At 74.1% G+C, this 26,232-nt stretch carries 22 protein-coding genes; 12 read left to right on the top strand and 10 right to left on the bottom strand.

Features of this window, described 5'->3' with window-relative positions; translation table 11 throughout:
* Window positions 1-512 precede the first annotated feature (512 nt).
* Both BMW99_RS34495 and BMW99_RS34490 read left to right on the top strand, forming a co-directional pair.
* The gene (locus BMW99_RS34495; protein ID WP_069465516.1) at window positions 513-1,961 is read left to right on the top strand and encodes an NAD(P)H-quinone dehydrogenase; all 1,449 of its coding nucleotides are present in this window, start codon (window positions 513-515) and stop codon (window positions 1,959-1,961) included.
* A gap of 196 nt (window positions 1,962-2,157) precedes the next feature.
* Window positions 2,158-3,123 carry a DeoR/GlpR family DNA-binding transcription regulator gene (locus BMW99_RS34490; RefSeq protein ID WP_245791749.1) on the top strand — a complete coding sequence of 322 codons (966 nt, stop codon included), beginning with the start codon at window positions 2,158-2,160 and terminating at the stop codon, window positions 3,121-3,123.
* A 288-nt stretch (window positions 3,124-3,411) separates the two neighbouring features.
* Here BMW99_RS34490 and BMW99_RS34485 read toward each other — a convergent pair whose 3' ends face one another.
* Window positions 3,412-4,044, bottom strand: a complete 633-nt coding sequence (locus BMW99_RS34485; protein WP_075018179.1) for a TetR/AcrR family transcriptional regulator — start codon at window positions 4,042-4,044, stop codon at window positions 3,412-3,414.
* Window positions 4,045-4,159: 115 nt separating this feature from the next.
* Here BMW99_RS34485 and BMW99_RS34480 point away from each other — a divergent pair, with 115 nt between their 5' ends.
* The gene (locus tag BMW99_RS34480) at window positions 4,160-5,605 is read left to right on the top strand and encodes an MFS transporter (protein WP_069463162.1); all 1,446 of its coding nucleotides are present in this window, start codon (window positions 4,160-4,162) and stop codon (window positions 5,603-5,605) included.
* 114 nt (window positions 5,606-5,719) lie between these two features.
* On the opposite strand, the gene BMW99_RS34475 is transcribed toward BMW99_RS34480, so the two are convergent.
* The gene (locus BMW99_RS34475) at window positions 5,720-7,483 is read right to left on the bottom strand and encodes an acetyl/propionyl/methylcrotonyl-CoA carboxylase subunit alpha (protein WP_069463161.1); all 1,764 of its coding nucleotides are present in this window, start codon (window positions 7,481-7,483) and stop codon (window positions 5,720-5,722) included.
* Between the two features lie 392 nt (window positions 7,484-7,875).
* On the opposite strand from BMW99_RS34475, the gene BMW99_RS34470 reads away from it, so the two are divergent.
* Window positions 7,876-8,334 (top strand): hypothetical protein, encoded by a 459-nt coding sequence (locus BMW99_RS34470; RefSeq protein WP_245791748.1) that lies wholly within the window; start codon window positions 7,876-7,878, stop codon window positions 8,332-8,334.
* On the opposite strand, the gene BMW99_RS34465 is transcribed toward BMW99_RS34470, so the two are convergent.
* From BMW99_RS34465 to BMW99_RS34450, 4 genes are all read right to left on the bottom strand, one after another.
* On the bottom strand, window positions 8,315-8,926 hold the full coding sequence (locus BMW99_RS34465) for a nucleoside triphosphate pyrophosphatase (RefSeq protein WP_075018177.1): 612 nt from the start codon (window positions 8,924-8,926) through the stop codon (window positions 8,315-8,317). The two genes, BMW99_RS34470 and BMW99_RS34465, sit on opposite strands and share 20 nt — an antisense overlap.
* A gap of 202 nt (window positions 8,927-9,128) precedes the next feature.
* Complete coding sequence (gene mmpB / locus BMW99_RS42790; RefSeq protein WP_265737215.1) at window positions 9,129-9,263, bottom strand: morphogenic membrane protein MmpB; 135 nt, start codon at window positions 9,261-9,263, stop codon at window positions 9,129-9,131.
* Between the two features lie 267 nt (window positions 9,264-9,530).
* A complete protein-coding gene (locus tag BMW99_RS34455) occupies window positions 9,531-9,734 on the bottom strand; it encodes an acyl-CoA carboxylase epsilon subunit (protein WP_075018175.1) in 204 nt (67 codons plus the stop codon).
* Between the two features lie 104 nt (window positions 9,735-9,838).
* Window positions 9,839-11,428 carry an acyl-CoA carboxylase subunit beta gene (locus BMW99_RS34450; RefSeq protein ID WP_069465802.1) on the bottom strand — a complete coding sequence of 530 codons (1,590 nt, stop codon included), beginning with the start codon at window positions 11,426-11,428 and terminating at the stop codon, window positions 9,839-9,841.
* 168 nt (window positions 11,429-11,596) lie between these two features.
* Between BMW99_RS34450 and BMW99_RS34445 the strand changes: the two genes are divergently transcribed.
* The 5 genes from BMW99_RS34445 to hutH all read left to right on the top strand — a co-directional run bounded on the left by BMW99_RS34445 (window position 11,597) and on the right by hutH (window position 18,410).
* On the top strand, window positions 11,597-12,457 hold the full coding sequence (locus BMW99_RS34445) for a biotin--[acetyl-CoA-carboxylase] ligase (protein WP_069465801.1): 861 nt from the start codon (window positions 11,597-11,599) through the stop codon (window positions 12,455-12,457).
* Window positions 12,458-12,575: 118 nt separating this feature from the next.
* Window positions 12,576-13,727, top strand: coding sequence for an adenylate/guanylate cyclase domain-containing protein (locus BMW99_RS34440; RefSeq protein WP_245791747.1), 1,152 nt, complete (start codon window positions 12,576-12,578; stop codon window positions 13,725-13,727).
* Window positions 13,728-13,910: 183 nt separating this feature from the next.
* Window positions 13,911-14,711, top strand: a complete 801-nt coding sequence (locus tag BMW99_RS34435) for an enoyl-CoA hydratase/isomerase family protein (RefSeq protein WP_075018174.1) — start codon at window positions 13,911-13,913, stop codon at window positions 14,709-14,711.
* A 98-nt stretch (window positions 14,712-14,809) separates the two neighbouring features.
* Window positions 14,810-15,979 (top strand): GGDEF domain-containing protein, encoded by a 1,170-nt coding sequence (locus BMW99_RS34430; RefSeq protein WP_069467723.1) that lies wholly within the window; start codon window positions 14,810-14,812, stop codon window positions 15,977-15,979.
* 871 nt (window positions 15,980-16,850) lie between these two features.
* Entirely contained in the window at window positions 16,851-18,410 is a 1,560-nt protein-coding gene (gene hutH, locus BMW99_RS34425; protein WP_177226137.1) for a histidine ammonia-lyase, read from the top strand.
* Between the two features lie 80 nt (window positions 18,411-18,490).
* Here hutH and BMW99_RS34420 read toward each other — a convergent pair whose 3' ends face one another.
* The gene (locus tag BMW99_RS34420; RefSeq protein WP_075018172.1) at window positions 18,491-18,775 is read right to left on the bottom strand and encodes a hypothetical protein; all 285 of its coding nucleotides are present in this window, start codon (window positions 18,773-18,775) and stop codon (window positions 18,491-18,493) included.
* Between the two features lie 129 nt (window positions 18,776-18,904).
* Here BMW99_RS34420 and BMW99_RS34415 point away from each other — a divergent pair, with 129 nt between their 5' ends.
* A complete protein-coding gene (locus BMW99_RS34415) occupies window positions 18,905-19,315 on the top strand; it encodes a hypothetical protein (protein ID WP_075018171.1) in 411 nt (136 codons plus the stop codon).
* 256 nt (window positions 19,316-19,571) lie between these two features.
* Window positions 19,572-20,933 carry a L,D-transpeptidase gene (locus BMW99_RS34410; RefSeq protein ID WP_069467326.1) on the top strand — a complete coding sequence of 454 codons (1,362 nt, stop codon included), beginning with the start codon at window positions 19,572-19,574 and terminating at the stop codon, window positions 20,931-20,933.
* Between the two features lie 49 nt (window positions 20,934-20,982).
* Here the strand turns inward: BMW99_RS34410 and BMW99_RS34405 are convergent, their stop codons facing one another.
* Both BMW99_RS34405 and xylB read right to left on the bottom strand, forming a co-directional pair.
* The gene (locus BMW99_RS34405; RefSeq protein WP_075018182.1) at window positions 20,983-22,107 is read right to left on the bottom strand and encodes an ROK family transcriptional regulator; all 1,125 of its coding nucleotides are present in this window, start codon (window positions 22,105-22,107) and stop codon (window positions 20,983-20,985) included.
* A gap of 389 nt (window positions 22,108-22,496) precedes the next feature.
* Window positions 22,497-23,951: a xylulokinase gene (gene xylB, locus BMW99_RS34400; protein ID WP_075018170.1), complete on the bottom strand. Its 1,455-nt coding sequence runs from the start codon at window positions 23,949-23,951 to the stop codon at window positions 22,497-22,499.
* Between the two features lie 114 nt (window positions 23,952-24,065).
* Here xylB and xylA point away from each other — a divergent pair, with 114 nt between their 5' ends.
* Window positions 24,066-25,262, top strand: coding sequence for a xylose isomerase (gene xylA / locus BMW99_RS34395; RefSeq protein WP_069467279.1), 1,197 nt, complete (start codon window positions 24,066-24,068; stop codon window positions 25,260-25,262).
* A 126-nt stretch (window positions 25,263-25,388) separates the two neighbouring features.
* Here xylA and BMW99_RS34390 read toward each other — a convergent pair whose 3' ends face one another.
* Window positions 25,389-26,231, bottom strand: coding sequence for a phosphatase PAP2 family protein (locus BMW99_RS34390; protein WP_069467278.1), 843 nt, complete (start codon window positions 26,229-26,231; stop codon window positions 25,389-25,391).
* Window position 26,232 lies beyond the last annotated feature (1 nt).

Below are 26,232 nucleotides of genomic sequence, written 5' to 3'. Positions count from 1 at the left end.
TACGTATCGGCACCCGGGGGCCGCGCACATTTCTCTGCGGGGAGCACTTCCTCCCCACCCCCTCCCGCTGATCCACCGTGCGGCGGGGGACATGGACACAGCCAACGTCCTCCCGCAGACGGGGGCCGGCCGGAAGGGGACGATCCGGGTGTGTCCCCGCAGAGCTTTGCAAGGCCCCGGGCACCCTGACGGAAAAAGCCGCCATGCAAAGCTCGAGGAGACACTCCCGGAGTGGCCCCTGACCCCACCCACGAACCTGCACCGCCAGGGGCGCGAGGTCCCCCAGCCTTCGGCCGGGAGGTGCCCCCAGCGCGAGGGACCACGGCGAACCGTGGGACGGCGACGCACCGCGAGGGGCGCGGGGGGAGCGCCGGGCAGGGCCGGAGGCCGGAGGTAGGGCCCGGTGGGCAGCGGGGAGTGCGGCCCGCCCGGGGGCACCCCGAACGTCGTGGTCGGTCACCCTTTGACCGGCGCGTTGCCCCCGTCGCGGATCACTTGGCGCGTGCGGGACAATGGGGGGCGTGACTCGGATCGTGATCATCGGTGGCGGACCCGGCGGCTACGAAGCGGCGCTCGTTGCGGCGCAGCTCGGCGCGGAGGTGACCGTCGTGGACCGCGACGGCCTGGGCGGGGCGTCGGTGCTGACCGACTGCGTGCCGTCCAAGACCCTCATCGCCACCGCGGAGGTGATGACGACCTTCGACTCGTCGTACGAGGAACTCGGCATCATCGTCGCCGACGACACCCCGGCCCTGGAGAAGTCCGCCCGGGTCGTCGGGGTGGACCTGGGCAAGGTGAACCGGCGGGTGAAGCGCCTGGCCCTCGCGCAGTCGCACGACATCACCGCGTCGGTGACCCGCGCCGGCGGCCGCGTGGTGCGCGGCCGCGGCCGGCTGGAGGGCTGCCAGACCGCGGAGGGCACCCGCACCGTGGTCGTCGAGTGCCCGGACGGCACCGAGGAGCGGATCGCCGCGGACGCGGTGCTGATCGCCACCGGCGGCCGCCCGCGCGAGCTGGAGGACGCGCTGCCCGACGGCGAGCGCATCCTGAACTGGACGCAGGTGTACGACCTGGAGGAGCTGCCCGAGGAGCTCATCGTCGTCGGCTCCGGCGTCACCGGCGCCGAGTTCGCCGGCGCCTACCAGGCGCTGGGCTCCACCGTCACGCTGGTCTCCTCGCGCGACCGGGTGCTGCCCGGCGAGGACCCCGACGCGGCGGCCGTGCTGGAGGACGTCTTCCGGCGCCGCGGCATGAACGTCATGGCCCGCTCCCGCGCCCAGTCCGTCAAGCGCGTCGGCGACCGGGTCGAGGTCACCCTCGCCGACGGCCGGGTGATCACCGGCTCGCACTGCCTGATGGCGGTCGGCGCGATCCCCAACACCGCGGGGATGGGTCTGGAGGGGGCGGGCGTCCGGCTCACCGAGTCCGGCCACATCAAGACCGACAAGGTGTCGCGCACCAGCGCCCCCGGCGTCTACGCGGCGGGCGACGTCACCGGCGTCTTCGCGCTGGCGTCGGTCGCGGCCATGCAGGGCCGCATCGCGATGTACCACTTCCTGGGCGACGCGGTGGCGCCGCTGAACCTCAAGACGGTCTCCTCGAACGTCTTCACCGACCCCGAGATCGCCACGGTCGGCTACACGCAGGCCGACGTCGACGCGAACCGGATGGCGGCGAACGTGGTGAAGCTGCCGCTGCTGCGGAACCCGCGGGCGAAGATGCAGGGCATCAGGGACGGCTTCGTCAAGTTGTTCTGCCGACCCGGCACCGGCATCGTGGTCGGCGGCGTCGTCGTCGCGCCCAAGGCGAGCGAGCTGATCCACCCGATCTCGATCGCGGTCGACAACAGCCTGACGGTGGAGCAGATCGCCAACGCGTTCACCGTGTACCCGTCGCTGTCCGGTTCGGTCGCCGAGGCCGCCCGCCAGCTGCACGCGCGCAAGTCCGGCGACGGCAGCTGACGTTCCCGCGACGGGAGTTGGTGACGCGGCGCCCCGCCGTGGGCCAGAGGTGCGAACGTACCTTCGGCCTATAGCACTTGGCGGGGTGTTTTGAGCGAAGGTTGCCATATCCGGTGCATAAGGCAGAACTTCCACGGCTGTTGGGGTTACTGTCGGTTTCGTGTTCGCTGCAGAACGTCGTCAATTGATCCTCGAAATGGTGCGCGCGAACGGGGCGGTGTCGCTCCGTGAGCTCGCCCGTGTCGTCCAGACCTCCGAAGTGACCGTCCGCCGGGACGTGCGCGCGCTGGAGGCCGAAGGACTGCTGGACCGCCGGCACGGCGGCGCCGTGCTGCCCGGCGGTTTCACCCGGGAATCCGGCTTCCCGCAGAAGTCGCACCTGGCGACCGCGGAGAAGACGGCCATCGCCGATCTCGCGGCCGGTCTGGTCGACGAGGGTGAGGCCGTCGTCGTCGGCGCGGGCACCACCACGCAGGAGCTGGCCAGGCGGCTGGCCCGGGTGCCGGGACTGACGGTCGTCACCAACTCCCTACTCGTCGCGCAGGCGCTCGCCCACGCCAACCGGGTCGAGGTCGTCATGACCGGTGGCACGCTGCGCGGCTCCAACTACGGCCTGGTGGGCAGCGGCGCGGAGCAGTCCCTGCAGGGGCTGCGGGTGTCGCGGGCGTTCCTGTCCGGTGCGGGCCTGACCGCGGAGCGCGGCCTGTCCACCTCGAACATGCTCTCCGCGAGCGTGGACCGGGCGCTGGTGCAGGCGGCCGCCGAGGTCGTGGTGCTCGCCGACCACACCAAGCTCGGCTCCGACACGATGTTCCAGACGGTGCCGACCGATCTGATCACCCATCTGGTGACCGACGAGCCCCCCGTGGGGGACGAGCGGGCCGCCACCGAACTCCAGGCCCTGGCCGACCACGGCGTGCAGGTCGCCGTCGCGCAGACGCCGGTCGGCGCGGAGGTGCTGGCCGCGGGCCGGCAGCGCCGCGACGTCCGCGAGGGGCGGGACGGCCGCGAGAGCCGCGACGCCCGCGATGCCCGCGACGGGCGGGACGGCAGGGACGCGCGCGAGTCGGCGCTGCCCGGCCCGCGCCGCCCGCAGCGGCTGGCCCAGGCCTCCGACCCGTCGGCGCCCCCGCCGCGCCTCGCGGACGTCCGCCGCCGCTGACCCGGCGGACACGTCCGGCAGCCGTCACCCCGGCCCCCCGGGGTTGGCCGCCGTCGGCGCGAGCCCGATGGCGCCCGCGCCGACGGCGGCCGGGGCCGGCCGCCCGAGGGCTCGGGTGCCGGCGGGGCGACCGGTGCGGGGCGGCTGATGGCGTGGGCGCAGGCTGCCCCGCTCGCACCGGTGGCCTCACGCGCTCCGCCGTGCCCTGCGCCGGAGCGGCCGCGTCCGCCGCGCCCGTGCCGGTGGCCCTTACGCCGCAGCGCGCCGCGGCGGTCCCGCGGTGCGGGGTCAGCGCGCGCCGGCGCTCTTCGCGGCGGCCTGCGCCGTGCCGTGCTCGGCCGAGGTCGCCGGACCGGGGCCGTGCGGCGTGCCGTCGGCGTCCGGGCGGGTGCGGATGCCGTCGATCACCAGCGCCATGAGGCGGCCGAACAGCCCGCGGTCCTCCTGGTTCTTCTCCGCGGCCACGACCAGCGCGGACGTCAGCTTGAGCAGGTCGGCGATCGCCAGGTCGGGCTTGACCTCGCCCGCCTGCTGGGCGCGCCACAGCAGGCTGCCGCCCGCGTCCCGCAGCCGCGTCTTGCACGCCGGCATCCGCTGGTCGGACGCCTCCATGATCGCCGCGGACAGCCCGCGGTACATCGCCGAGTGCAGGGCCACCGCGCGCAGCCACGACGCGAGCGCCTGGGTCGGGTCCTCGGCGTTCAGCAGCCGCAGGGCCTCCTCGGTGATCTGCTCGACCTCCTGCTCGAAGACCGCGTTCATCAGCGCGTAGCGGTCGGGGAAGTGCCGGTAGAGGGTGCCGACGCCGACTCCGGCATGGCGGGCGATGTCCTCCAGCGGCACCTCCGTGCCGTGGACGATGAAGGCCTGCTTGGCCTCCTCCAGCAGGCGGTCGTAGTTGCGCTGCGCGTCTGCCCGCATGTCGTCATGCCTCCCAAGTGGTCTTCCCGAAAGCGATTGTAGAACCGGAGGTTGTCTCCGTATAGTTAACGGAGGCAACCTCCGCTTCCCCTCTCCGCTGGAGGGTTCACTCAGCATGTCCTCGCCCACCGTGCGCGATCTGACCACCGCTTCTCCCACCGGCACCGGCCGGCCGTCCCCGGCCCGCCGGCACCCGTACCTCGCCCTCGGCGCGATCGTCGGCACCCAGCTGATGCTGCTGCTCGACGCGACCGTCGTGAACGTCGCACTGCCCGGCATCGGCACCCACCTCGGCTTCTCGCCGACGAGCATGTCCTGGGTGCTCAACGTCTACACCCTGGCCTTCGGCGGCCTGCTGCTGCTCGGCAGCCGGATCGGCGACCTGATCGGCCGTCGGACGGCCCTGGTGTGGGGCGTGGCCGCGTTCACCCTGGCGTCCGTCGCCGGCGGTGTCGCCAACGACGCCACCACCCTGCTCATCGCCCGCGGCGCCCAGGGCGCCGCCGCGGCCCTGGCCGCGCCCAGCACGCTCGCGCTGATCGCCACCTCCTTCGGCGAGGGCACCGAGCGCAACCGCGCGCTCAGTGTCTTCTCCGCGATCTCCGGCGCCGGTTCGGCCATCGGCCTCACCGTCGGCGGCATGCTCACCGACTGGGGCTCCTGGCGCTGGGTGTTCTTCGTCAACATCCCCGTCGGCATCGCCATCGTGCTGCTGGCCCCCCGCTTCATCAAGGAGACCGAACGCCACCGCGGCGGCCGGTTCGACATCGCCGGCGCCGTCACCGGCACCCTCGGCATGGCCGGTCTCGTCTACGCGTTCATCCGGGTCGGCGAGAGCAGCTGGAGCGACCGGCGGGCCCTGTCCTTCTTCGCGATCGCCGCCGCGCTGCTGGTGTCGTTCTTCCTCAACGAGGTCCGGGTCGAGCGCCCGCTGGTCGTGCTGCGGCTGTTCCGCGACCGCAACCGGGCCCTGGCCTACGGCGTGATGCTGCTCGTGCCGGCCGGCATGTTCGGCGTGTTCTTCTTCAGCACCCAGTACATGCAGACCTACCTGCACTTCAGCCCGCTCAGGACCGGGTTCGCGTTCCTGCCGCTGGCCGGGCCGCTGTTCGTCGCGGCCCGCCTCGCCCCCCGCGCGCTGGCCCGGTTCGGCGCCAAGCGGGTGGCCGCGGTCGGCGGCCTGCTGAACGTCGCCGGGACGTTGTGGATCAGCCGGCTCAGCGCGTCCGACGGCTACGCCCAGGGCATCCTCGCCTCACTGATCCTCATCGGCGTCGGCGTCGGCTTCACGATGATGCCGCTCAACACCTTCATCCTGGCCGGTGTGCAGCCCAAGGACGCCGGCTCCGCCTCGGGACTGCTGCAGACCATGCAGCAGGTCGGCGGCAGCCTCGGACTGTCCGTGCTGGTCACGGTGTTCGGCACCGCCTCGCGGCACGCCCACGGCCAGCCGTTCATCCACGGCGCGACCGCCGCGTTCGGCATGGCCGCCTGCTTCACCGCGGCGGCGACACTGCTCGTCCTCGCCCTCAGGCAGCCGGCCAGGGCGGCGCTGCGCTGAGCCGAGCAGGACCCCGCGCCGGGCGGCTTCGCCCGGACGCGCGAACGCCGGTGGCGCTGGTGCCCGCACCAGCGCCACCGGCGTTGTGGCCGGGCCGGGGTGTCCCGGCCCGGTTCAGTCCTTGATCTCGCAGATGACCGCGCCGGAGGAGACCGACGAGCCGACCTCCGCCTTCAGCCCGATGACGGTGCCGGAGCGGTGCGCGTTGATCGGCTGCTCCATCTTCATCGCCTCCAGGACCACGATCAGGTCGCCCTCGGTGACCTGCTGGTTCTCGTCGACCGCGACCTTGACGATGGTGCCCTGCATCGGCGACGCCAGCGCGTCCCCGGACGCCGCGGCCGCCGCCTTGGTGGCCTTGCGCCGCTTGGGCTTGGCGCCCGCGGCCAGGCCGGTGCGGGCCAGCGTCATGCCCAGCGACGCCGGCAGCGACACCTCCAGGCGCTTGCCGCCGACCTCGACCACGACGGTCTCACGGCCCAGCGACTCCTCCTCGTCCACCGCACCGCCCGTGAACGGCGGGACGGTGTTGACGAACTCGGTCTCGATCCACCGGGTGTGGATGGTGAACGGACCGGAGCCCTTCGGCGGGGCGAACGCCGGGTCCACCACGACCGCGCGGTGGAACGGGATGGCGGTCGCCATGCCCTCCACCTCGAACTCCGCCAGCGCGCGGGCCGCGCGCTGCAGCGCCTGCTCGCGGGTGGCGCCGGTGACGACCAGCTTGGCCAGCAGCGAGTCCCAGGCGGGGCCGATGACGCTGCCCGACTCGACGCCCGCGTCCAGCCGCACGCCCGGGCCGGACGGCGCGTCGAACCGCGTCACGGTGCCGGGGGCGGGCAGGAAGTTGCGGCCCGGGTCCTCGCCGTTGATCCGGAACTCGAACGAGTGGCCGCGCAGCGGCGGGTCGTCGTAGCCGAGCTCCTCGCCGTCGGCGATCCGGAACATCTCGCGGACCAGGTCGATGCCGGAGACCTCCTCGGTGACCGGGTGCTCGACCTGCAGGCGGGTGTTGACCTCGAGGAACGAGATCGTGCCGTCCTGGCCGACGAGGAACTCGCAGGTGCCGGCGCCCTCGTAACGGGCTTCCTTGAGGATGGCCTTGGACGCCGTGTACAGCTGCTTGTTCTGCTCCTCGCTCAGGTACGGCGCGGGAGCCTCCTCCACCAGCTTCTGGTGGCGGCGCTGCAGCGAGCAGTCACGGGTGGAGACGACCACCACGTTGCCGTGCTTGTCGGCCAGGCACTGGGTCTCCACGTGCCGCGGGCGGTCGAGGTAGCGCTCGACGAAGCACTCGCCGCGGCCGAAGGCGGCGACCGCCTCGCGGACCGCCGACTCGTACAGCTCGGGGACCTCCTCCAGGGTGCGGGCGACCTTCAGGCCGCGCCCGCCACCACCGAAGGCGGCCTTGATGGCGATCGGCAGGCCGTGCTCCTCGGCGAAGGCCACGACCTCCTCGGCCCCGGAGACCGGGTCGGGGGTGCCGGCGACGAGCGGGGCGCCCGCGCGCTGCGCGATGTGACGCGCCGCCACCTTGTCGCCCAGGTCGCGGATCGCCTGCGGCGGCGGGCCGATCCACGTCAGGCCGGCGTCCAGCACGGCCTGGGCGAACTCGGCGTTCTCCGACAGGAAGCCGTAGCCGGGGTGGACCGCGTCGGCCCCTGACTCGGCGGCCGCTGCCAGGACTTTGGCGATGTCCAGATAACTGGTGGCCGGTGTGTCACCGCCCAGCGCGTATGCCTCGTCGGCCGCGCGCACGTGCAGCGCGTCCCGATCGGGATCCGCGTAGACGGCTACGCTGGCGATCCCGGCATCCCGGCAGGCACGGGCGACGCGTACTGCGATTTCACCGCGGTTGGCGATGAGCACCTTGCGCACGATGGCTCCCTCCTTGAAACAAGCCGAGTTTAGGTACTGGCCACACTTCATGCCGAGGCACCCCGGCACGTGAGGTTGCCCACACGGAGGGTGATCCATGGGCCTAAAGAACCGGCGAATCCCTGCTCAATCCACGGTACGGCCAGGCTTGGACGGTTGTCTGCGACTCCGCGGTGTGGCCGGGATCTCGCCTCTCATCCGGGGTCTGACCTGACGCCCATTTGTGGGAACCCCACGAAGACACGGCGGAAACTTTGCGCCTGGGAGTTCCCGAACGAGTGGTTCCGCAGGACCTCTTGCCGCCCTGAGTACCGGTGAGTAGCCTGCCGAGACAGGAGTACCGAGGGTAACGGCCCAGACGGCCGCACCGGGATCGGCCGAAGGGGGCAGGCGTGAGCAGTGGGATATCCGTCCGCAGGGGGATGGCCGCCGCCACCGCGGTCGTGCTCGTCGTCGAGGGGCTCGCGATCGCCTTCCTCAACTGGCTTCTCGGGCTGATCGTCCAGAAGCAGGAGATGTCCATGGGCGGCATCTCGCACACCTCCATGGCGGTCGGCTCCTGGGTGGCCGGCGGGCTGTTCGGCCTGTTCCTCGTGGTGTGCGCCGCCCTCGCCCTGCGGATCGCGCTGCGCGACCGGATGGCCGGGCGCCTGGGCCGCATCGTGCTCATCGTCTGCGCGGTGGTGCACGGCGTCGTCGGCGCGGTCGTCATCGGCCTCGTCGGCTGGGCCGCCTTCGTCGGCATGATGGTCATCCTCGGACTGCTGGTCGGCACCCTGCTGATCTACGCGCCCGAGGACGCCGTTCCGGCCGCCGTCCCGAGCGGGGCGGTCATCCCCACAGTTCCGTGATCCGCACGCCCAGCTCCGCCAGCAGCGAGCGCAGCAGCGGCAGGGACAGGCCGATGACGTTGCCCGCGTCGCCGTCGATGCCGTCCACGAACGGCGCGGAGCGGCCGTCGAGGGTGAACGCGCCCGCCACGTGCAGCGGTTCACCGGTCGCCACGTAGGCGGCGATCTCCTCGTCGTCGGGCGACCCGAAGCGCACGGTGGTGGACGCGGTCGCGGACACCCGGCGCCCTGAGGCCGTGTCGATCACGCAGTGGCCGGTCTGCAGCACGCCGCTGCGGCCGCGCATCTGCCGCCAGCGGGCCGTCGCGTCGGTCGCGTCCACCGGCTTGCCCAGCGCCCGGCCGTCGAGTTCGAGCACCGAGTCGCAGCCGACCACCAGTTCGCCGCCGTCCAGCAGCCCGCCGCCGGCCACCGCCTGGGCTTTCGCCTCGGCGAGCACGCGGGCGAGTTCGGCCGGTGCCGGCGCGCTGATCGCGTGCTCGTCGACCCCGGAGACGATCACCCGGGGGTCGAACCCGGCCTGCTTGAGCAGCCCGAGGCGGGCGGGGGAGGCGGAGGCGAGGACGAGCGTGCGGCGCGGGGTGTCGGTCATGCGGCCATCGTAGGGATCGCACGGCACGGTCCGCGGCGGGCCCTCGCGACCACCACCGGGCCCGCACCGTGGCGCGACCGCGGGCGCGCCGTCCCGCGACGGCGCGCCCAAGGGTCCACGACCTCGCGTGCATCGCCCCAGGACGGCCCGTGCACCGCCGCGCGAGCGCGCGTGCATCGCCTCGCGGCGGCGCGCTCACGCCTCACGACCGCCAGGCGCTCACCGCCATCACCACGGCCGCCGCCAGCGCCACCAGCAGCATCGCGCGGCGCAGCATCGCCTGTGCCCGGCGCATCTCCTCGGGGGGCTCGTCGCGTTGATCGTCCGACCACAGCATGAACCCAGCGTCGCGCGCCCTGGAGGCCGGCGCCTGAGTACGCGTACTCAGAAGCCGAACCCCGTCCCTCCCGTCACAGCTGACCCGCGGCGGCACACCGGAGGGACCCCAACCCGGCTCATGTCCGCGGTCGTTGGTACCGGGGCGCGTGGGGCCGGTGTTCCAGGTGCCGGTGTGCGTGAGGTCCGCGCCCGTGAGGTCCGCGCCCGTGGGGGACGGCCGCGCGGGGGACGGCCTCGTGCGGGACGGTCTCGCAGGGGGCGGCGGTCAGGCCGGCCAGGCCGACGTCCGCCAGGCGCCCGCTCCGGGCGCCGGCACCGGCCGCGGCACGTTGCGCGCCGGATCGGCCCACACCCGCCTGCGCACCGGGCCGTCGGCGGGCGGCTGCGCCGCCGCGGCCCGGGCCTGGACGAGGGCCACGACGGCCGCGAGCTCCTCCGGGGTCGGCCTGCCCCGCTCCACCTTGATCATCACGGGAACGCTCCTCTCCGGCCGGGCGCGCCCGGTCGCCTGCCTGTCGTGTGCTGCCGGCGGCCGTGGCCCCGCCCGGCCGGGCGGGGCCACGGCCGCCGGCCCTACAGCGGGATGTTGCCGTGCTTCTTCGGCGGCAGGCTCTCCCGCTTGTTGCGCAGCGTCCGCAGCGCCTTCACCAGCTGCGCGCGGGTCTGCGACGGCGCGATGACCGCGTCCACGTACCCGCGTTCGGCCGCGACGTACGGGTTGAGCAGCGCGTCCTCGTAGTCGGTGATCAGCTGCTGGCGCAGCTCGTCGGCCTGCTCGGGGCCGTCCGCCGCGGCGATCGTGCGGCGGTGCAGGATGTTGACCGCGCCCTGCGCGCCCATCACCGCGATCTGGGCCGTCGGCCAGGCCAGGTTGAGGTCCGCGCCCAGGTGCTTGGACCCCATCACGTCGTACGCGCCGCCGTACGCCTTGCGGGTGATGATCGTGATCAGCGGGACGGTCGCCTCGGCGTAGGCGTAGATCAGCTTCGCGCCGCGCCGGATGATGCCGTCCCACTCCTGGCTCGTGCCGGGCAGGAACCCGGGCACGTCGACGAACGTGACCACCGGGATGTTGAAGCTGTCGCAGGTGCGCACGAAGCGCGCCGCCTTCTCCGAGGCGTTGATGTCCAGGCACCCCGCGAACTGCAGCGGCTGGTTGGCGACCACGCCCACCGGCCGGCCCTCGATCCGGCCGAAGCCGGTCAGGATGTTCGGCGCGAACAGCGACTGCGTCTCCAGGAACTCCCCGTCGTCCAGCACGTGTTCGACGACCCGGTGCATGTCGTACGGCTGGTTCGCCGAGTCCGGGATCAGCGTGTCGAGTTCGAGATCCTCGGGGGACACCGCCAGGTCCGCCTCGGCGGCGTACGACGGCGCCTCCTCCAGGTTGTTGCTCGGCAGGTAGGACAGCAGCGCCTTGACGAACTCGAACGCGTCCTTCTCGTCGCCCGACAGGTGATGGGCGTTGCCGGACGTGGTGTTGTGGGTCCGGGCGCCGCCCAGCTCCTCCATGCCGACGTCCTCGCCGGTCACCGTCTTGATGACGTCGGGACCGGTGATGAACATGTGCGAGGTGCGGTCGACCATCACCACGAAGTCGGTGATCGCCGGCGAGTACACCGCACCGCCCGCGCACGGGCCCATGATCAGGCTGATCTGCGGAATCACTCCCGAGGCATGGGTGTTGCGGCGGAAGATCTCGCCGTACATGCCCAGCGAGGTGACGCCCTCCTGGATACGGGCGCCGCCGGAGTCGTTGATGCCGATGACCGGGCAGCCGGTCTTCAGCGCGAAGTCCATCACCTTGACGATCTTCTCGCCGAACACCTCGCCCAGCGCCCCGCCGAAGACCGTGAAGTCCTGCGAGAACACGGCGACCGGCCGGCCGTCGACGGTGCCGTACCCGGTCACCACGCCGTCCCCGTAGGGGCGGTTGGCCTCCAGGCCGAAGTTCGTGGAACGGTGCCGGGCGAGTTCGTCCAGCTCGGTGAACGACCCTTCGTCCAGCAGCAGTTCGATGCGCTCACGCGCGGTCAGCTTGCCCTTGGCATGCTGCTTCTCCACCGCGCGGACCGAACCCGCGTGGGTCGCCTCGTCGATACGACGGCGCAGGTCGGCGAGCTTCCCCGCGGTCGTGTGGATGTCGTACTCAGGGTCGGCCATGGGGGACGGCTCTCCTGCTCTCGGCGCTGTATCCGGCTCGGTCGTCAGACTCGTCAATCGGACTCGTTAACTGGCGAGTAACGCTGTGTTCCGTAGCGTAGTGGCGACGCTGGGCAGCCGGCACTGCGTCGTACACCACACTCCGGCGCCCGCTCGTAGGGTGGGGCCATGACGTCAAGCCGCTGGTCCGACCTCGACCGCCCGCCGCTCAACGCCGCCGCGCTCCGCCGGGCGGTGGTCGAGCGGGACGGGGTGTGGACGGTGCTCGACGTGGTCCAGGACACCGGCTCCACCAACGCCGACCTGACCGCGAAAGCCCAGCAGGGGGCCCCCGAGGGCACCGTGCTGGTCGCCGAGGAGCAGACCGCGGGACGGGGCCGGCTGGACCGCGTCTGGACCGCCCCGGCCCGCTCCGGGCTGTTCTTCTCCGTGCTGCTCCGACCGGGTGAACCCCGCGGCGGGCAGGCCCCCGTGCCGGTCCACCGATGGGGCTGGCTGCCGCTGCTCGCCGGAGTCGCCACCGCGACCGCGCTCTCGCGCACCGCGGGCGTCGACACGGCACTCAAGTGGCCGAACGACCTGCTGGTCACCGTCGACGGCGAGGAGCGCAAGACCGGCGGCATCCTCGCCGAGCGCGCCGGGGACACCGCCGTCGTCGTCGGCATCGGCGTCAACGTCTCGCTGCGCGCCGACGAACTGCCCGTCCCCACCGCCTCCTCGCTGGCCCTGGCCGGCGCCCAGGGCACCGACCGCGACCCGCTGCTGCGCGCCGTGCTGCGCTCCCTGTCGGACTGGTACTCCGCCTGGCGCGCCGCCGACGGCGACGCGACCGCCTCCCGGCTCGACCAGACCTACGCCGCCGGCTGCGCGACCCTCGGCCGCCAGGTGCGGGCCGAACTGCCCGGCGGCCGGGAGCTCGCCGGCACCGCGGTCGGCGTCGACGCCGACGGGCGGCTGGTGATCGCCGGACCCGACGGCGAGCAGCCGGTCGGCGCGGGCGACGTGGTCCACCTCCGGCCGTCCCGGTGAGCCGCCGCGGCCGGACGAGAGTGAGCTAGGGCACACCTGCCGTATCGTTGAGGGGCTGCGTCGTCTCGATGATCGGAAGGGCTGTGCGCAGGGACTCTTCAGGGGCTGGACGGTAAACGTGGACCAGGCCCAGCCGGACGAGCCGTTCCTCCCGGATCCGGGCACCGCCCCGGAACCGCACGGCGACGATCCCGCGGACGACGATGCCGACGCGGGTGCGGAGTACGGCTCCGACGCGGCGGGTGAGGGCGGCGAGCACCCCCTCGCCCTGCGGCTCGAACAGCTCATCCTCGGCGCGCCCCGCCGCTACACGCCCTTCCAGGCCGCCCGCACGGCCGGCGTGTCGATGGACCTCGCGTCGCGCTTCTGGCGCGCCATGGGCTTCGCCGACATCGGCCAGGCCAAGGCGCTCACCGAGGCGGACGTGCTGGCGCTGCGGCGGCTCGCCGGACTCGTCGAGGCGGGCCTGCTGAGCGAGTCCATGGCGATCCAGGTGGCCCGCTCCACCGGGCAGACCACCGCCCGGCTGGCCGACTGGCAGACGGACTCCTTCCTGGAGGGCCTGACCGAGCCGCCCGAGCCCGGGATGACGCGCGCCGAGGTGGCCTACCCGCTGGTCGAGCTGCTGCTGCCGGAGCTGGAGGAGTTCCTCATCTACGTGTGGCGCCGCCAGGTCGCCGCCGCCACCAGCAGGGTCGTCCAGTCCGACGACGAAGAGGCCGTGGACCGGCGGCTCGCCGTCGGCTTCGCCGATCTGGTGGGCTTCACGCGGCTCACCCGCCGCCTGGAGGAGGAGGAACTCGGCGAGCTCGTCGAGGCGTTCGAGACCACGGCCGCGGACCAGGTCGCCGCGTACGGCGGGCGGCTGATCAAGACCCTCGGCGACGAGGTGCTGTTCGTCGCGGACGACCCCGGCACGGCCGCGGAGATCGGCATGCGGCTGATCGAGACGATGATCGGCGACGAGACGATGCCGGCGCTGCGCGTCGGGATGGCGTTCGGCACGGTCACCACCCGGATGGGCGACGTGTTCGGTACGACGGTGAACCTGGCGTCCCGCCTCACGTCCATAGCGCCACGCGACGCCGTCCTCGTCGACGGCGACTTCGCGGAGGCGCTCGGTGAGGCCGGCGAGGCGCCGATCTCCGAGGCGGAGGTGGACGCCGGGGCCGCGGAGAAGTACCGCTTCGCGCTGCAGCCGATGTGGCGGCGGCCGGTCCGCGGCCTCGGTGTCGTCGAACCCTGGCTCCTCTCCCGCCGCCCCACCTGAGGGCCCCGCCCCCGCGCGGGGCTGGTTCGCCCTGCCCGGCACGGGGGTTCGCCCCGTGCCGGCGGCGGTTCGCCTTGCTCCGGCGCGGGGTTCGCCGGGTTGTCCACAGGCCCGCCCCGGCGTGGTCGAGGGCCGTGCGAGGATGGCGGCACGCGATAACGCGCGTTAACCGAGGAGGCCCGCATGGCTGACGAAGAGCGGTTCGGCGAGTTCGTGGTGGTGCGCCGCCACGCCCCCCGCGTGGCCGAACTCGTCCTGGACCGGCCGAAGGCCATGAACGCCGTGTCCAGCGCGATGGCCGAGGCCCTCTCCCAGGCGTGCGCGGCCCTGGCGGACGACGCCACGGTCAGCGTGACCGTCCTGACCTCCACGCACGACCGTGCGTTCTGCGTCGGTGCCGACCTCAAGGAACGCAACTCGCTGACGGACGCCGAACTCGTGCGTCAGCGCCCGCACGCGCGGGCCGCCTACACCGGCGTCCTCGACCTGCCCATGCCCACCGTCGCCGCCGTGCACGGCTTCGCCCTCGGCGGCGGCTTCGAACTCGCCCTCGCCTGCGACCTGATCGTGGCCGACGAGACCGCCGTCGTCGGCCTGCCCGAGGTCTCCGTCGGCGTCATCCCGGGCGGCGGCGGCACGCAGCTGCTGCCGCGCCGCGTCGGCGCCGCCCGCGCCGCGGAGCTGATCTTCACCGCGCGCCGCCTGCCCGGCGAGGAGGCGGCCCGGCTCGGCCTGGTCGACCAGCTGGTGCCGGCCGGCGAGGCGCGCACCGAGGCCCTCGCGCTGGCCGGCCGCATCGCGGCCAACTCCCCGGTCGGCCTGCGCGCCGCCAAACGCGCGCTGCGGCTGGGGCACGGCCTCGACCTGCGGGCCGGCCTGGAGGTCGAGGACGCGGCCTGGCGCAGCGTCGCCTTCTCCGGCGACCGCGCGGAAGGCGTGGCCGCCTTCAACGAGAAGCGCTCGCCCGACTGGCCCGGGGAGTAGCCCGCGCCGGCTCCGGCCGGTCTTCGGACAGGTCCGTTCGGCCCAGCCACCGTGACGTCACCTGCCCATACCGGGGCGGACGTCCCTAGCCTGGACAGATGGTTGACGATTCAGCCGATCTGCGGCTCCGGGCCGTCGTCGAGTTCGCGCAGGTCCTGGCGACGGCGCAGAGTCCCCGTGCCGCGGTGCGCGCCGCCGCGCGCCGCGCCCGGCTGGCACTGGACGCCTCGTTCACCGCGATCTCCGCGTGGGAGCGGGAGACCGGGCGGCTGCGGGTGCTCGTCAACGACGGCGACCTGGCGCCCGGCGAGGAGCCGGAGCCGGCCGACGAGTCCTACTCCGTGCACGACTTCCCGGAGATCGCCGAGATCCTGCACGGCACGTGGGCCGCGGGCGGCGAACCGCACGCCTGGGTGGAGACCGCGGACGGCACCGGCACCGGCACCAGTACCGGCACCGCGCCGGGCAGCAGCTGGGGCCGCACCGCGGCGCTGCGCCGGCGCGGCCGCGGCAGCTGCGTGGTGGCGCCGATCGTGGTGCACGGCCGCGCGTGGGGCGAGCTGTACGTGGCCCGCGGCATCGGCGAGCCCGCGTTCGGCCGCAAGGACGCGGACTTCGCGACGGTGCTGGCCGCGCTCATCGCGTCCGGCATCGCACAGACCGAGCGGCTCGCCGAGGTGCAGCGGCTGGCGTTCACGGACCCGCTGACCGGGCTCGGCAACCGCCGCGCGGTCGACGCGCGGCTGGACGAGGCGCTGGAACGGCACCGGGCCGACGGCACGGTCGTCAGCCTCGTCGTGTGCGACCTCAACGGGCTCAAGACCGTCAACGACCGCCTGGGGCACGCCGTCGGGGACCGTCTGCTGGAACGATTCGGCTCGCTGCTGTCGCTGTGCGGGGCGATGCTGCCGGGAAGTCTGGCCGCGCGGCTCGGCGGCGACGAGTTCTGCATCGTCGCGGTGGGGGTGGACCCGGCGGACGTGGTCGCCGCGGCGGACGAGTTGTGCCTGCGGGCGGCGGAGCTGGAGGTCGGGGAGGGCGTCGCGTGCGGTGTCGCCTCGACCGGCGGGACGATCGGGGCGGTGCGGTCGGCCCGGCGGTTGTTCCGGCTGGCGGACGCGGCGCAGTACCGGGCGAAGGCCCTCCGCGCGGAGCATCCCGTGGTGGCGGGTCAGGAGGGGCCCGACGACCCGGTCGTGCGGCTGGCGGACTCGCCCCCCGCCCACCCCGCGTCCGAGCGCCGCAGCCTCCGCGGCCACCACCCCTGACGGTCCCCTCCGGGGAGGGGCCTCACCCGGCGTGGGCGGGGGGTTCGCCTTCCCGGCGGGTTCCGCCGCGCGCGGGCTGCGGTTCGGCCTTCCTGGCGAGGGGTTCGCCTGCCCGGTGGGGTTCCGCCGCGCGCAGGTTGCGGTTCGGCCTTCCCGGCGAGGGGTTCGGCTGCCCGGTGGGGTTCCGCCCCGCGCAGGCTGCGGTCCGGCCTTCCTGGCGAGGGGTTCGTCCCGCGTGGGACGGGGGTCGGCTTCCCGACGGGGGGTTCGCCTTCCCGGCGGGGTTCCGCCCCGCGCAGGCTGCGGTTCGGCCTTCCCGGCGAGGGGTTCGTCCGGCGTGGGCCCGGGTTCGCCTTCCCGGCGGGCCGCCCTGCCCGGACCGCGGTTTCGCCTTTCGGCGGGGGCCGGCCGGCTGCGGCCGCGGGGCCGCACCCGCGGGGCCGCACCTGCGGGGCTCGTTCCTGGTCCGGGATTCGCCCTGTGCGGGCGGAGCTGGGCCGGCAGGGGGCGAGCCCGCCGGGCTTCGGCCGTAAGCGTGCCCGGCGCGAGCACCCCGCCACCGACCGGTTGTGTCCGACGGACCGAACGGCCCCTCCGGGCGGCAGGCGCCCGAGGCGTCGCCGCACTTGCCGCGCAGGGTGCACCTCCCGGACGACGTCCGGAGACCCGCGCCCCCGGAAGCCGCCCCCCCCGCGCGCACGGGGCGACGGCCAGGAGCGCGGCGAGGAGGACGTCGGACAACCCGCACCCCCCCGCGCGCACGGGGCGACGCTTCGCCCGCGCAGGGCAGGCCAGGCCAGCTCGTCGGCGGGCGCTGCCGGGGGTGGGGTGACAGGGAGGGATTCAGTGCTTAGGGTGCGTGAATATGGATATGCAGAACGTGGTGGTCGGCGCCGATGGCGCCACCGCGGAGGACGTCCTCGCCGTGGCCCGGCACAACGCCCGAGTCGAGCTGGGCGAGTCCGCCCTCGCCGGCATCGCCGAGTCCCGCGCCGTCATCGACGCCCTCGCGGCCAAGCCCGAGCCGGTGTACGGCGTCTCCACCGGTTTCGGCGCGCTCGCCGTGCGCCACATCAGCCCGGAGCTGCGTGCCCAGCTCCAGCGCAGCCTGGTCCGCTCGCACGCCGCCGGCATGGGCCCGCGAGTGGAGCGGGAGGTCGTCCGCGGCCTGATGTTCCTGCGGATGAAGACCCTGGCCTCGGGGCGGACCGGTGTCCGCCCCGTCGTCGCGGAGACGATGGCCGCGCTGCTCAACGCCGGCATCACGCCCGTCGTCCACGAGTACGGCTCGCTGGGCTGCTCCGGCGACCTCGCGCCGCTCGCCCACTGCGCCCTGGTGCTGATGGGCGAGGGCGAGGCGGAGGGCCCGGACGGCACCGTCCGCCCGGTCGCCGAGCTCCTCGCCGAGCACGGCATCGCGCCCGTCGAGCTGCGGGAGAAGGAGGGCCTGGCCCTCATCAACGGCACCGACGGCATGCTCGGCATGCTGGTGATGGCCTGCGCGGACCTCGCCGCGCTGTTCACCTCCGCCGACATCACCGCCGCCCTGTCGCTGGAGGCGCTGCTCGGCACCGAGAAGGTGCTCGCGCCCGAGCTGCACGCGATCCGCCCGCACCCGGGCCAGGCCGCGAGCGCCGACAACATGCTCCGCGTGCTGGCCGGCTCCGGCCTGACGGGCCATCACCAGGACGACGCGCCGCGCGTGCAGGACGCCTACTCGGTGCGCTGCGCGCCGCAGGTGGCCGGTGCCGGGCGCGACACCCTCGCACACGCCCGCCTCGTCGCCGAGCGGGAGCTCGCCGCCGCGATCGACAACCCCGTCGTGCTGATCGACGGCGCCGGCGGCGGCCGGGTGGAGTCCAACGGCAACTTCCACGGCGCGCCCGTCGGCTACGTGCTGGACTTCCTGGCGATCGCCGCGGCGGACCTGGCGTCCATCGCCGAGCGCCGCACCGACCGCCTGCTCGACAAGAACCGCTCGCACGGCCTGCCGCCGTTCCTGGCCGACGACCCGGGCGTGGACTCCGGGCTGATGATCGCCCAGTACACACAGGCCGCCCTGGTCAGCGAGATGAAGCGGCTCGCGGTGCCGGCGTCCGTCGACTCGATCCCGTCGTCGGCGATGCAGGAGGACCACGTCTCGATGGGCTGGTCGGCCGCCCGCAAGCTGCGGGCCGCGGTGGACGCCCTCGCGCGCGTCATCGCCGTCGAGCTGTTCGCGGCCACCCGCGCGCTGGAGATCAGGACGACCGGCACCGAGCTGCGGCTCGCGCCCGCGTCCGCGGCCGTCGTGGCCGCCGTCCGGGAAGCGGGCGTGCACGGGCCCGGCCGCGACCGGTTCCTGTCGCCCGACCTGGAGGCGGCCTGCGCCTTCGTCCGTGACGGCGGGCTCGTGCGCGCCGCCGAGACGGTCACCGGCCCACTGGCCTAGGGCCACCGCCGCGCGCCCTGACGCCACGCTCTGACGCCACGTCCTGACGTGGCGTCAGGGCGTCGCGCCGGCGTGTGGCGTCAGAGCGCGGCGCGCGAGCGGCGTCCGGCGTTCAGGACCAGCCCGGCGCCGACGACCAGGAAGGCCGACCCGCCGATCAGGTACGGCTTGGTGTCGACCGCGCCGGTGTCGGCGAGATCGAGCCGGGGGGTCGCGTGCGAGGCGGGGGCGCCGGCGTGCGCGCTGGTGCCGACGGCCGTCGACGCCGCGGCATGGTGCGGCGTGGCCGACGCGGACGGCACGAAGTACAGCGCGGCGAGCACGGATGCGGCGGCCGCGGCGACATAAGGGCGAGGCGAGGTCAAAGGTTCTCCCTGGGGACACCTCCCGGGCGCCAACCCGGGGGGAGGGTGCGGTGACTTGACCGTGGGCCGATCGTAGTGACTGGGTGTGGCTCGTGGGAAGCCGCGCTCCGTCCGCTTACCCTCCGTGTCATGAGCGCTACTGAGATTCCCCGCGGCGAGAGCGGTCCCCGCTACGTACGCCTGCAGGCAGAACTCGTGCTGGAGGTGACGGCCGCCGAGGAACTGCGCGCGTCCGCGCTGTCCCGGATCGAGGCCGACACGTTCATGCCGCAGCAGGAACGCGACCACGCACGGTCGGCGGTCGGTCACGACGAGTCCGAGGCGCTGGCCTACCTCGTCGACCCCTCCGAGCTGGTCGCCGACCTCCCCGGTATCGAGCTGGTCCAGGCGTCGTGGTCGTGCGCGCACACCGAGTACGACCCGGACGAGGACGACGACTGGGGGATGGACGAGGACGACGAGCGTGCCGGGGACGACGAGGACGACGACGAGGCCGACGACGAAGGTGCCGAGGGTGCCGGGGGTGCCGGGGGCGCCTAGGGCGGGCTCGCCGGGGAGGAGGCCGCGGGCAGCGCCACGCGTCGGCGTCGGCGGGCCGCAGCACCCTCTCTGACCTGCGCGAACGTCGTGGGGGAGGGGGCGGTGAGGGCGGCCGGCACCGACGTGTTAAAGGCCACAATAACCGGCAGATCGGTACGTATCCGGACCGTTACCTGTTTCCATGCATAAGGACGAAGCAGTCGAAGCCGCCCTATGGGCCGGCCGAAAGCCCAGTCGAACCCCCTTGGAGACACGAGTGACGCACGACTCCGGAAACGCACCCGATCAGCGCCCCGCCCGTAAGTCCGCCGTCCGCCGCCGCGCTCTGGTGGCTGCCGCGGTGCTCGCCGGGGGTGGTATCGCGCTGACCGCGTGCGGCGGGCACGGGGGCTCGGCGAAGGCTGCCGCGACGCCCGCGCCCAGCTCCGCGTCCGCGACCGCGTCCCCCTCGGCGTCGGCCTCCGCCTCGGCGAACACCCAGATCCGCGAGGACGCGAACGCCGCGAAGAACGTCTCCGCCGCGAAGATCACCATCACGCCGAAGAACGGCAGCACCGGCAACAACCTGCACAGCGCCAAGGTGACCGTGACCGGTGGCACGCTGACGCACGTCACCATGACCGCCAAGGACACCGGCGCCACCGTGGCGGGCGCGATATCCGCCGACGGCCACACCTGGACGCCGTCCGGCTCGCTGTCGCGCGCCACGCAGTACCACATATCGGCGCAGGCCACGGACGCGCAGGGGCGTGCCGCCGCCGCGGACACGACCTTCGCGACCACCACCGCGACGAGCACCTTCGTCGGCTACTTCACGCCCGAGGACGGCTCGACCGTCGGCGTGGGCATGCCGGTCTCGATCAACTTCGACAAGCCCGTGGACAGCGCCTACCGGGCCTCGGTGGAGCGCGGCATATCCGTGCAGTCCACCAGCGGCCAGCAGGTCGTCGGCCACTGGTTCAACTCCAAGCGGCTGGACCTGCGCCCGCAGACCTACTGGCAGCCCGGGTCGCACGTCTCGCTGACCCTGAACCTGTCCGGCGTGAAGGCCGAGCCGGGCGTCTACGGCGTCCAGCACAAGACGGTCGGCTTCGACGTCGGCCGCTCGCAGGTCTCCACGGTCGACACCAAGACCCACATGATGACGGTCGTCCGCGACGGCCAGGTCGTCAACACCCTCCCCATCTCCGCGGGCGCCGACGGCCACACCACGTACGACGGCCAGATGGTCATCTCCGAGAAGGACCAGACGACCCGGATGAACGGCGCGACCGTCGGCTTCACCGACAGCGACGGCAAGGGCGAGTACGACATCCCCGACGTCCCCCACGCCATGCGGCTGAGCAACTCCGGCACGTTCATCCACGGCAACTACTGGGGCGACAAGTCCATCTTCGGCAAGGTCAACACCAGCCACGGCTGCATCGGCCTGAGCGACACCAAGGGCGGCAAGGACCCGAACACCGACGCCGCGTGGTTCTACAACAACTCGCTCGTCGGCGACGTCGTGATCGTCAAGAACTCCCCGGACAAGACGATCCAGCCGTCCAACGGCCTCAACGGCTGGAACATGAGCTGGGCGAAGTGGGTGGCGGGTTCCGCGGTGTACGGAGCCTGAGCGGCCTCTCCCGCCCCTGAGTGAGGGGTACCGCGCGGCGGACCGGGCCTCAGGCCCGGTCCGCCGCGCTCATGATCCAGGCGGCCGGGTCGTCCAGGACGGCCCGCACCGCGCTGTAGGCGGCGCCGCGCAGCACACCGTCGCGGCCGAGGCTGGACGTCACGACGTCCTGCGGGCGCCAGCGGCGGTCGGTGACGCGGTCCGCCAGCTCCCGGCGGACGCCCGGCAGCAGCCACGGCGCGAGGTCCGCGAGCGGCCCGCCGACCACCACGGCCTGCGGGTCCAGCAGGTTCACCGCGCCGCTGAGCGCGATGCCGAGCGCGGCGCCGGCCTCCTCCAGGGCGTGCAGCGCCGCGGGGTCGCCCGCGGCGGCCGCGGCCCGCAGCTCCGGGACACGGCCCGTCGACACCTTGGCCGCGCGCAGCAGCGCCTCCTCGCCCGCGTACGTCTCCAGGCAGCCGTGCGCCCCGCACGAGCACCGCGGCCCGTCCGGGCGCACCGGCACGTGGCCCAGCTCGCCGGCGAAGCCGCGGGCGCCGCGGAACAGCCGGCCCTCCACCACGACGGCGGCGCCGATGCCGATCTCGGCGGAGACGTGCACGAAGTCCGCGAGGCGGTCGTGGCCGCCGAGCCACAGCTCGGCCAGCGCGCCGAGATTCGCCTCGTTGTCCACGACGGTGCCGGGGCCGAGGGCCTCGGCGACCTCCGCCTGCTCCCAGCCGAGGTTCGGCGCGCGCAGCACCGTGCGGCGGTCGCGGCCCACCAGGCCGGGGACGGCCACGGTCGTGCCGGCGGGGCGCAGGCCCAGTGCGGCGGCCTGTCCGGTGACGTCCGCGGCGAGCGCCGCGAGCTCGCCGAGGACCTCGGGCGCGGGGCGGCCGCGGTTCGCGGCGGGGGCCTCGACGCGGCACCGGACGGTGCCGCGCAGGTCCACCACGCACGCGGCGAGATGGTCCACACCGATCTCGGCGCCGAGGCCGGCGGCGCCGGTGTCCGACAGGGCCAGCGCGGTGCCGGGGCGGCCGACGGTCCCCGGGCGCTGCGCGCCGCGCTCCTCCAGGAGGCCGGCCGCGAGCAGTTCGTCGACGAGCGTCGAGACGGTCGCCCTGGTCAGGCCGACGGCCGCGGCGACGGTGGCGCGGGTGGTCTGCTCGCCCGCGGCGAGGGCCTGCATGACGAGGGCCATGTTCCGGCGTCGCAGTCCGGCCTGCGGCCCGCTTCCCTTGCCGTTCCCCACGGCACCTCCTTCTCTCAGGCTTCCCTATCATTCCGCCCCCCCGGGCCGGAGGGTTCGCCCTGTGCGGGCGGTGCTCAGCCATCGAGGGGCGCGGGGTTCCCCAGCCACCGGCCGGGGGTGGCCCCGACGCGAGTCTCCGGACCACCGGCCGGTGGTCCGGAGCGGACCGGACTGCCCCTTCGGGACGGTGGCGACCCGCGGGCCCGCGGTGGCTGGTCGCGCTGGGGGCACCTCCCGGCCGAAGGCTCGGGGACCCCGCGCCCCTGGAGGGGCGCACCCTTCGTGCCGGGGTTCGCCCGGTGCAGGCGAGGTGCCGAAGGGTGCGGCTAGTGGGGCGGGCTGCCCGCGGGGCGGGTGGCGGCGGCGAGGGGGAGGGCCGTCGAGAGACGGGCGAGCGCAGCGTCGTCGCGGGGGAGGGGCGGGTGGACGGGGCCGTCCGCCGTGCCCCAGCGCGCCGCGATCGCCGCCGCGGACTCCCCGGTGAGCAGCACCGCGGCCTGCACGGCCGCACCCAGCGCCACGAGCTCCGCGGCCCGCGGCACCTGCACCGCCCGCCCCGACAGGCGCCGCACCGTCTCCAGCCAGGCCGCCCCGCGCGCCCCGCCGCCGATGAGCAGCAGCGCCTCCTCGGCCTCCTCGCCGTCGACGGCGAGCACCTGGTCGAGCGCGGCCAGCAGTGCGTACACCGCGCCGTCGTACGCGCCCTGCAGGACCTGGCCGGCCGTCGTCTCGTGGCGCAGGCCCGTCAGGAGGCCGGACGCGTAGGGGAGGTTCGGGGTGCGCTCGCCGTCGAGGAACGGCAGGAACGCCACCGAGCCGCCCGGCTCGACCTGCTCGCGGTCGCGGCCGAGCAGCGACGCCACCTTGTCCACGGCCAGCGTGCAGTTGAGCGTGCACGCCAGCGGCAGCCAGCCGCCGTCCGCCGCGGCGAACCCGGCGACGATGCCGGTCGGGTCCGCGGGCCGGCGCCGCGACACCGAGTAGACGGTGCCGGACGTGCCCAGGCTCAGCGCGGCCCGCCCGGGCGTCAGCCCGAGCCCGAGCGCGGCCGCCGCGTTGTCGCCGGTGCCCGCGCCGACCAGCGCGCCCGCCCGGACCGGCAGCCCGCCGCGGACCTCGCCGGCCTGCTGCCCGGGGCCGAGCACGGCCGGCAGCAGCGCCGGGTCGAGGCCCACCTCGGCGAGCAGCGCCGCGTCGTACTCCTCGCGGTCCGAGGCCCACCAGCCGGTGCCCGACACGTCGCCGCGATCGGTGACGGCCGCACCGGACAGGCGCTCGGTGAGGAAGTCGTGCGGGAGCCGCACCGCCGCGGCCCGGGCGGCGGCCGCCGGCTCGTTCTCCCGCAGCCACGCCCACTTGGCGACGGTGAAGCTCGCGCCGGGCACCGAGCCGAACCGCTCGGCCCACCAGGCGGCGCCGTGCTTCTCGACCAGCGCCGCGGCCTGCGGCGCGGACCTGGTGTCGTTCCACAGCAGGGCCGGCCGCACCGGCCGGCCCGCGTCGTCGAGCACGACGAGCCCGTGCTGCTGCCCGCCGACCGCGATCGCCTCGGCGCGCCCGGCGTACGCGCCGATCTGGTCGAGGGCGCTGAGCAGCGCCTGCCACCACACCTCGGGGTCGGTCTCGCGCGCCGTGCCGGTGCTCACGGTGTGCGAGGCCTGGCCGCGGGCCAGGACCTCGCCGGTGCCGGCGTCGACCGCCAGCACCTTCGTGGACTGCGTGGAGCTGTCCACGCCCAGGACGACCCGTCCGCCCGGGCCGCCGGAAGCCTGTACCGCCATGTGACCGATCCCTTCGCCACGCCCAGTCAGGGGAAGCGGGCGCCGTGCCCACTTCCCATCCTCGGCCTCGCATACTAATTTGTTCAACAGTCTGACGAATAGGAGCCGACCATCATGACTTCCACCACGCCCTCCGCGCCCGAGCACCTCACCCCGGGCCCCGAGCACAAGTTCACCTTCGGTCTGTGGACGGTCGGCTGGCAGGGCCGCGACCCGTTCGGCGACGCCACGCGCCCCGCGCTGGACCCGGTCGAGTCGGTCACCCGCCTCGCCGAGCTGGGCGCCTACGGCGTCACGTTCCACGACGACGACCTGATCCCGTTCGGCTCGTCCGACGCCGAGCGCGAGGGCCACATCAAGCGCTTCCGGCAGGCGCTGGACGCCACCGGGCTGACCGTCCCGATGGCCACCACCAACCTGTTCACGCACCCGGTCTTCAAGGACGGCGCGTTCACCGCCAACGACCGCGACGTGCGCCGCTACGCGCTGCGCAAGACCATCCGCAACATCGACCTGGCCGTCGAGCTGGGCGCCAAGACCTACGTCGCCTGGGGCGGCCGCGAGGGCGCCGAGTCCGGCGCCGCCAAGGACGTGCGGGCCGCGCTCGACCGGATGAAGGAGGCGTTCGACCTCCTCGGCGACTACGTCGTCTCCCAGGGCTACGACCTGCGGTTCGCCGTCGAGCCCAAGCCGAACGAGCCGCGCGGCGACATCCTGCTGCCGACCGTCGGCCACGCGCTGGCGTTCATCAACTCCCTCGAGCGCCCCGACATGGTCGGCGTGAACCCGGAGGTCGGCCACGAGCAGATGGCCGGGCTGAACTTCACGCACGGCATCGCCCAGGCGCTGTGGCACGGCAAGCTGTTCCACATCGACCTCAACGGCCAGACCGGCATCAAGTACGACCAGGACCTGCGCTTCGGCGCCGGTGACCTGCGCTCGGCGTTCTGGCTGGTGGACCTGCTGGAGTCGGCCGGCTACGAGGGCCCGCGGCACTTCGACTTCAAGCCGCCGCGCACCGAGGACATCGGCGGCGTGTGGGCGTCCGCGGCCGGCTGCATGCGCAACTACCTGCTGCTCAAGGAGCGTTCCGCGGCGTTCCGGTCCGACCCCGAGGTGCAGGAGGCGCTGCGCGCCTCGCGCCTGGACGAGCTGGCCCGGCCGACCCTCGGCGACGGCGAGACGCTGGAGCAGCTGCTGGCCGACCGCGGCGCGTACGAGGACTTCGACGTCGAGGCGGTCGCGGCCCGCGGCATGGCCTTCGAGCACCTGGACCAGCTGGCGATGGACCACCTGCTCGGCGCCCGCTGACCCCCAGCCGGCGCCCTCGTCCCGGGCCGGCCGACCGGCCCGGGACGGAGGCGTCCGCCATGGGCCCGCCCGTCCGCGGGCCCGTCCGCGGGGTGCCGCCGCTCGCGGCGGCACCCCGGCGCGCGCTCATGCCGAGCGCGGGCCGCGCCTGAGCGGCCAGGCCCAGTGCGTGGTGGGGGCCTGCGCGTGCGCGGGATCGGGGCCCGGGACGACCGCGAGTGCGACGGCCAGCAGCAGCGAGCCCACCACCCCGTCCAGCCAGTAGTGGTTGGCCGTGCCGACCACCACCATCAGCGTGGCCAGCGGGTGCAGCAGCCACAGCCAGCGGTGGCGGGAGCGGGTGGCGGCGATCAGGCCGACGGCGATCGCCAGCGCCCAGCCGACGTGCAGGGACGGCATCGCGGCGAACTGGTTGGCCGTCGAGTCGCCGTCGGGCCGCCCGTAGACGGCCGGGCCGTACACCGCGGCGGTGTCGACCATCCCGTCGCCCGGCAGCAGGCGCGGCGGCGCGAGCGGGAACAGGAGATGGCCCAGCAGGGCCAGCAGCGTCTGGACGACGATCGCCCGGCGGATCCACAGGTAGTGCGCCCGGTGCCGGGCGAACATGTAGGCCAGGAAGATCACCATGGCCGGGAAGTGCACGGTCGCGTAGAGGTAGTTGGCGACGTCGATCACCCACTCCCAGTGCAGCATCAGCTGTTGTAGCGAGCGTTCGCTGGGCAGGTGCACGCCGCGTTCGAAGGACCAGACGCCGTCGGCGTGGTGATAGGCCGCCGTCGTGTGCCCGTTGGCCACCTTGCGGCCGTACTTGTAGACCGCGTTCACGGCCGGCAGCAGGACGAGTTCCGGCAGCAGGCGCGGCAGGCGCGCGGGGAGAGGGAGCGTGGGGAGCCGGGCCAGTGGCCGCGGCCGTCCGCTGTCCGCGGGTGCGGTCCTGTCCTCGGGTGTGGGTGATCCGTTCGCGCGCACG

Source organism: Actinacidiphila rubida (assembly GCF_900110255.1).
Lineage (GTDB): Bacteria > Actinomycetota > Actinomycetes > Streptomycetales > Streptomycetaceae > Actinacidiphila > Actinacidiphila rubida.
The sequence above is the reverse complement of the archived record's forward strand: the minus strand, read 5'-3'. Positions and strand labels throughout refer to the sequence as shown.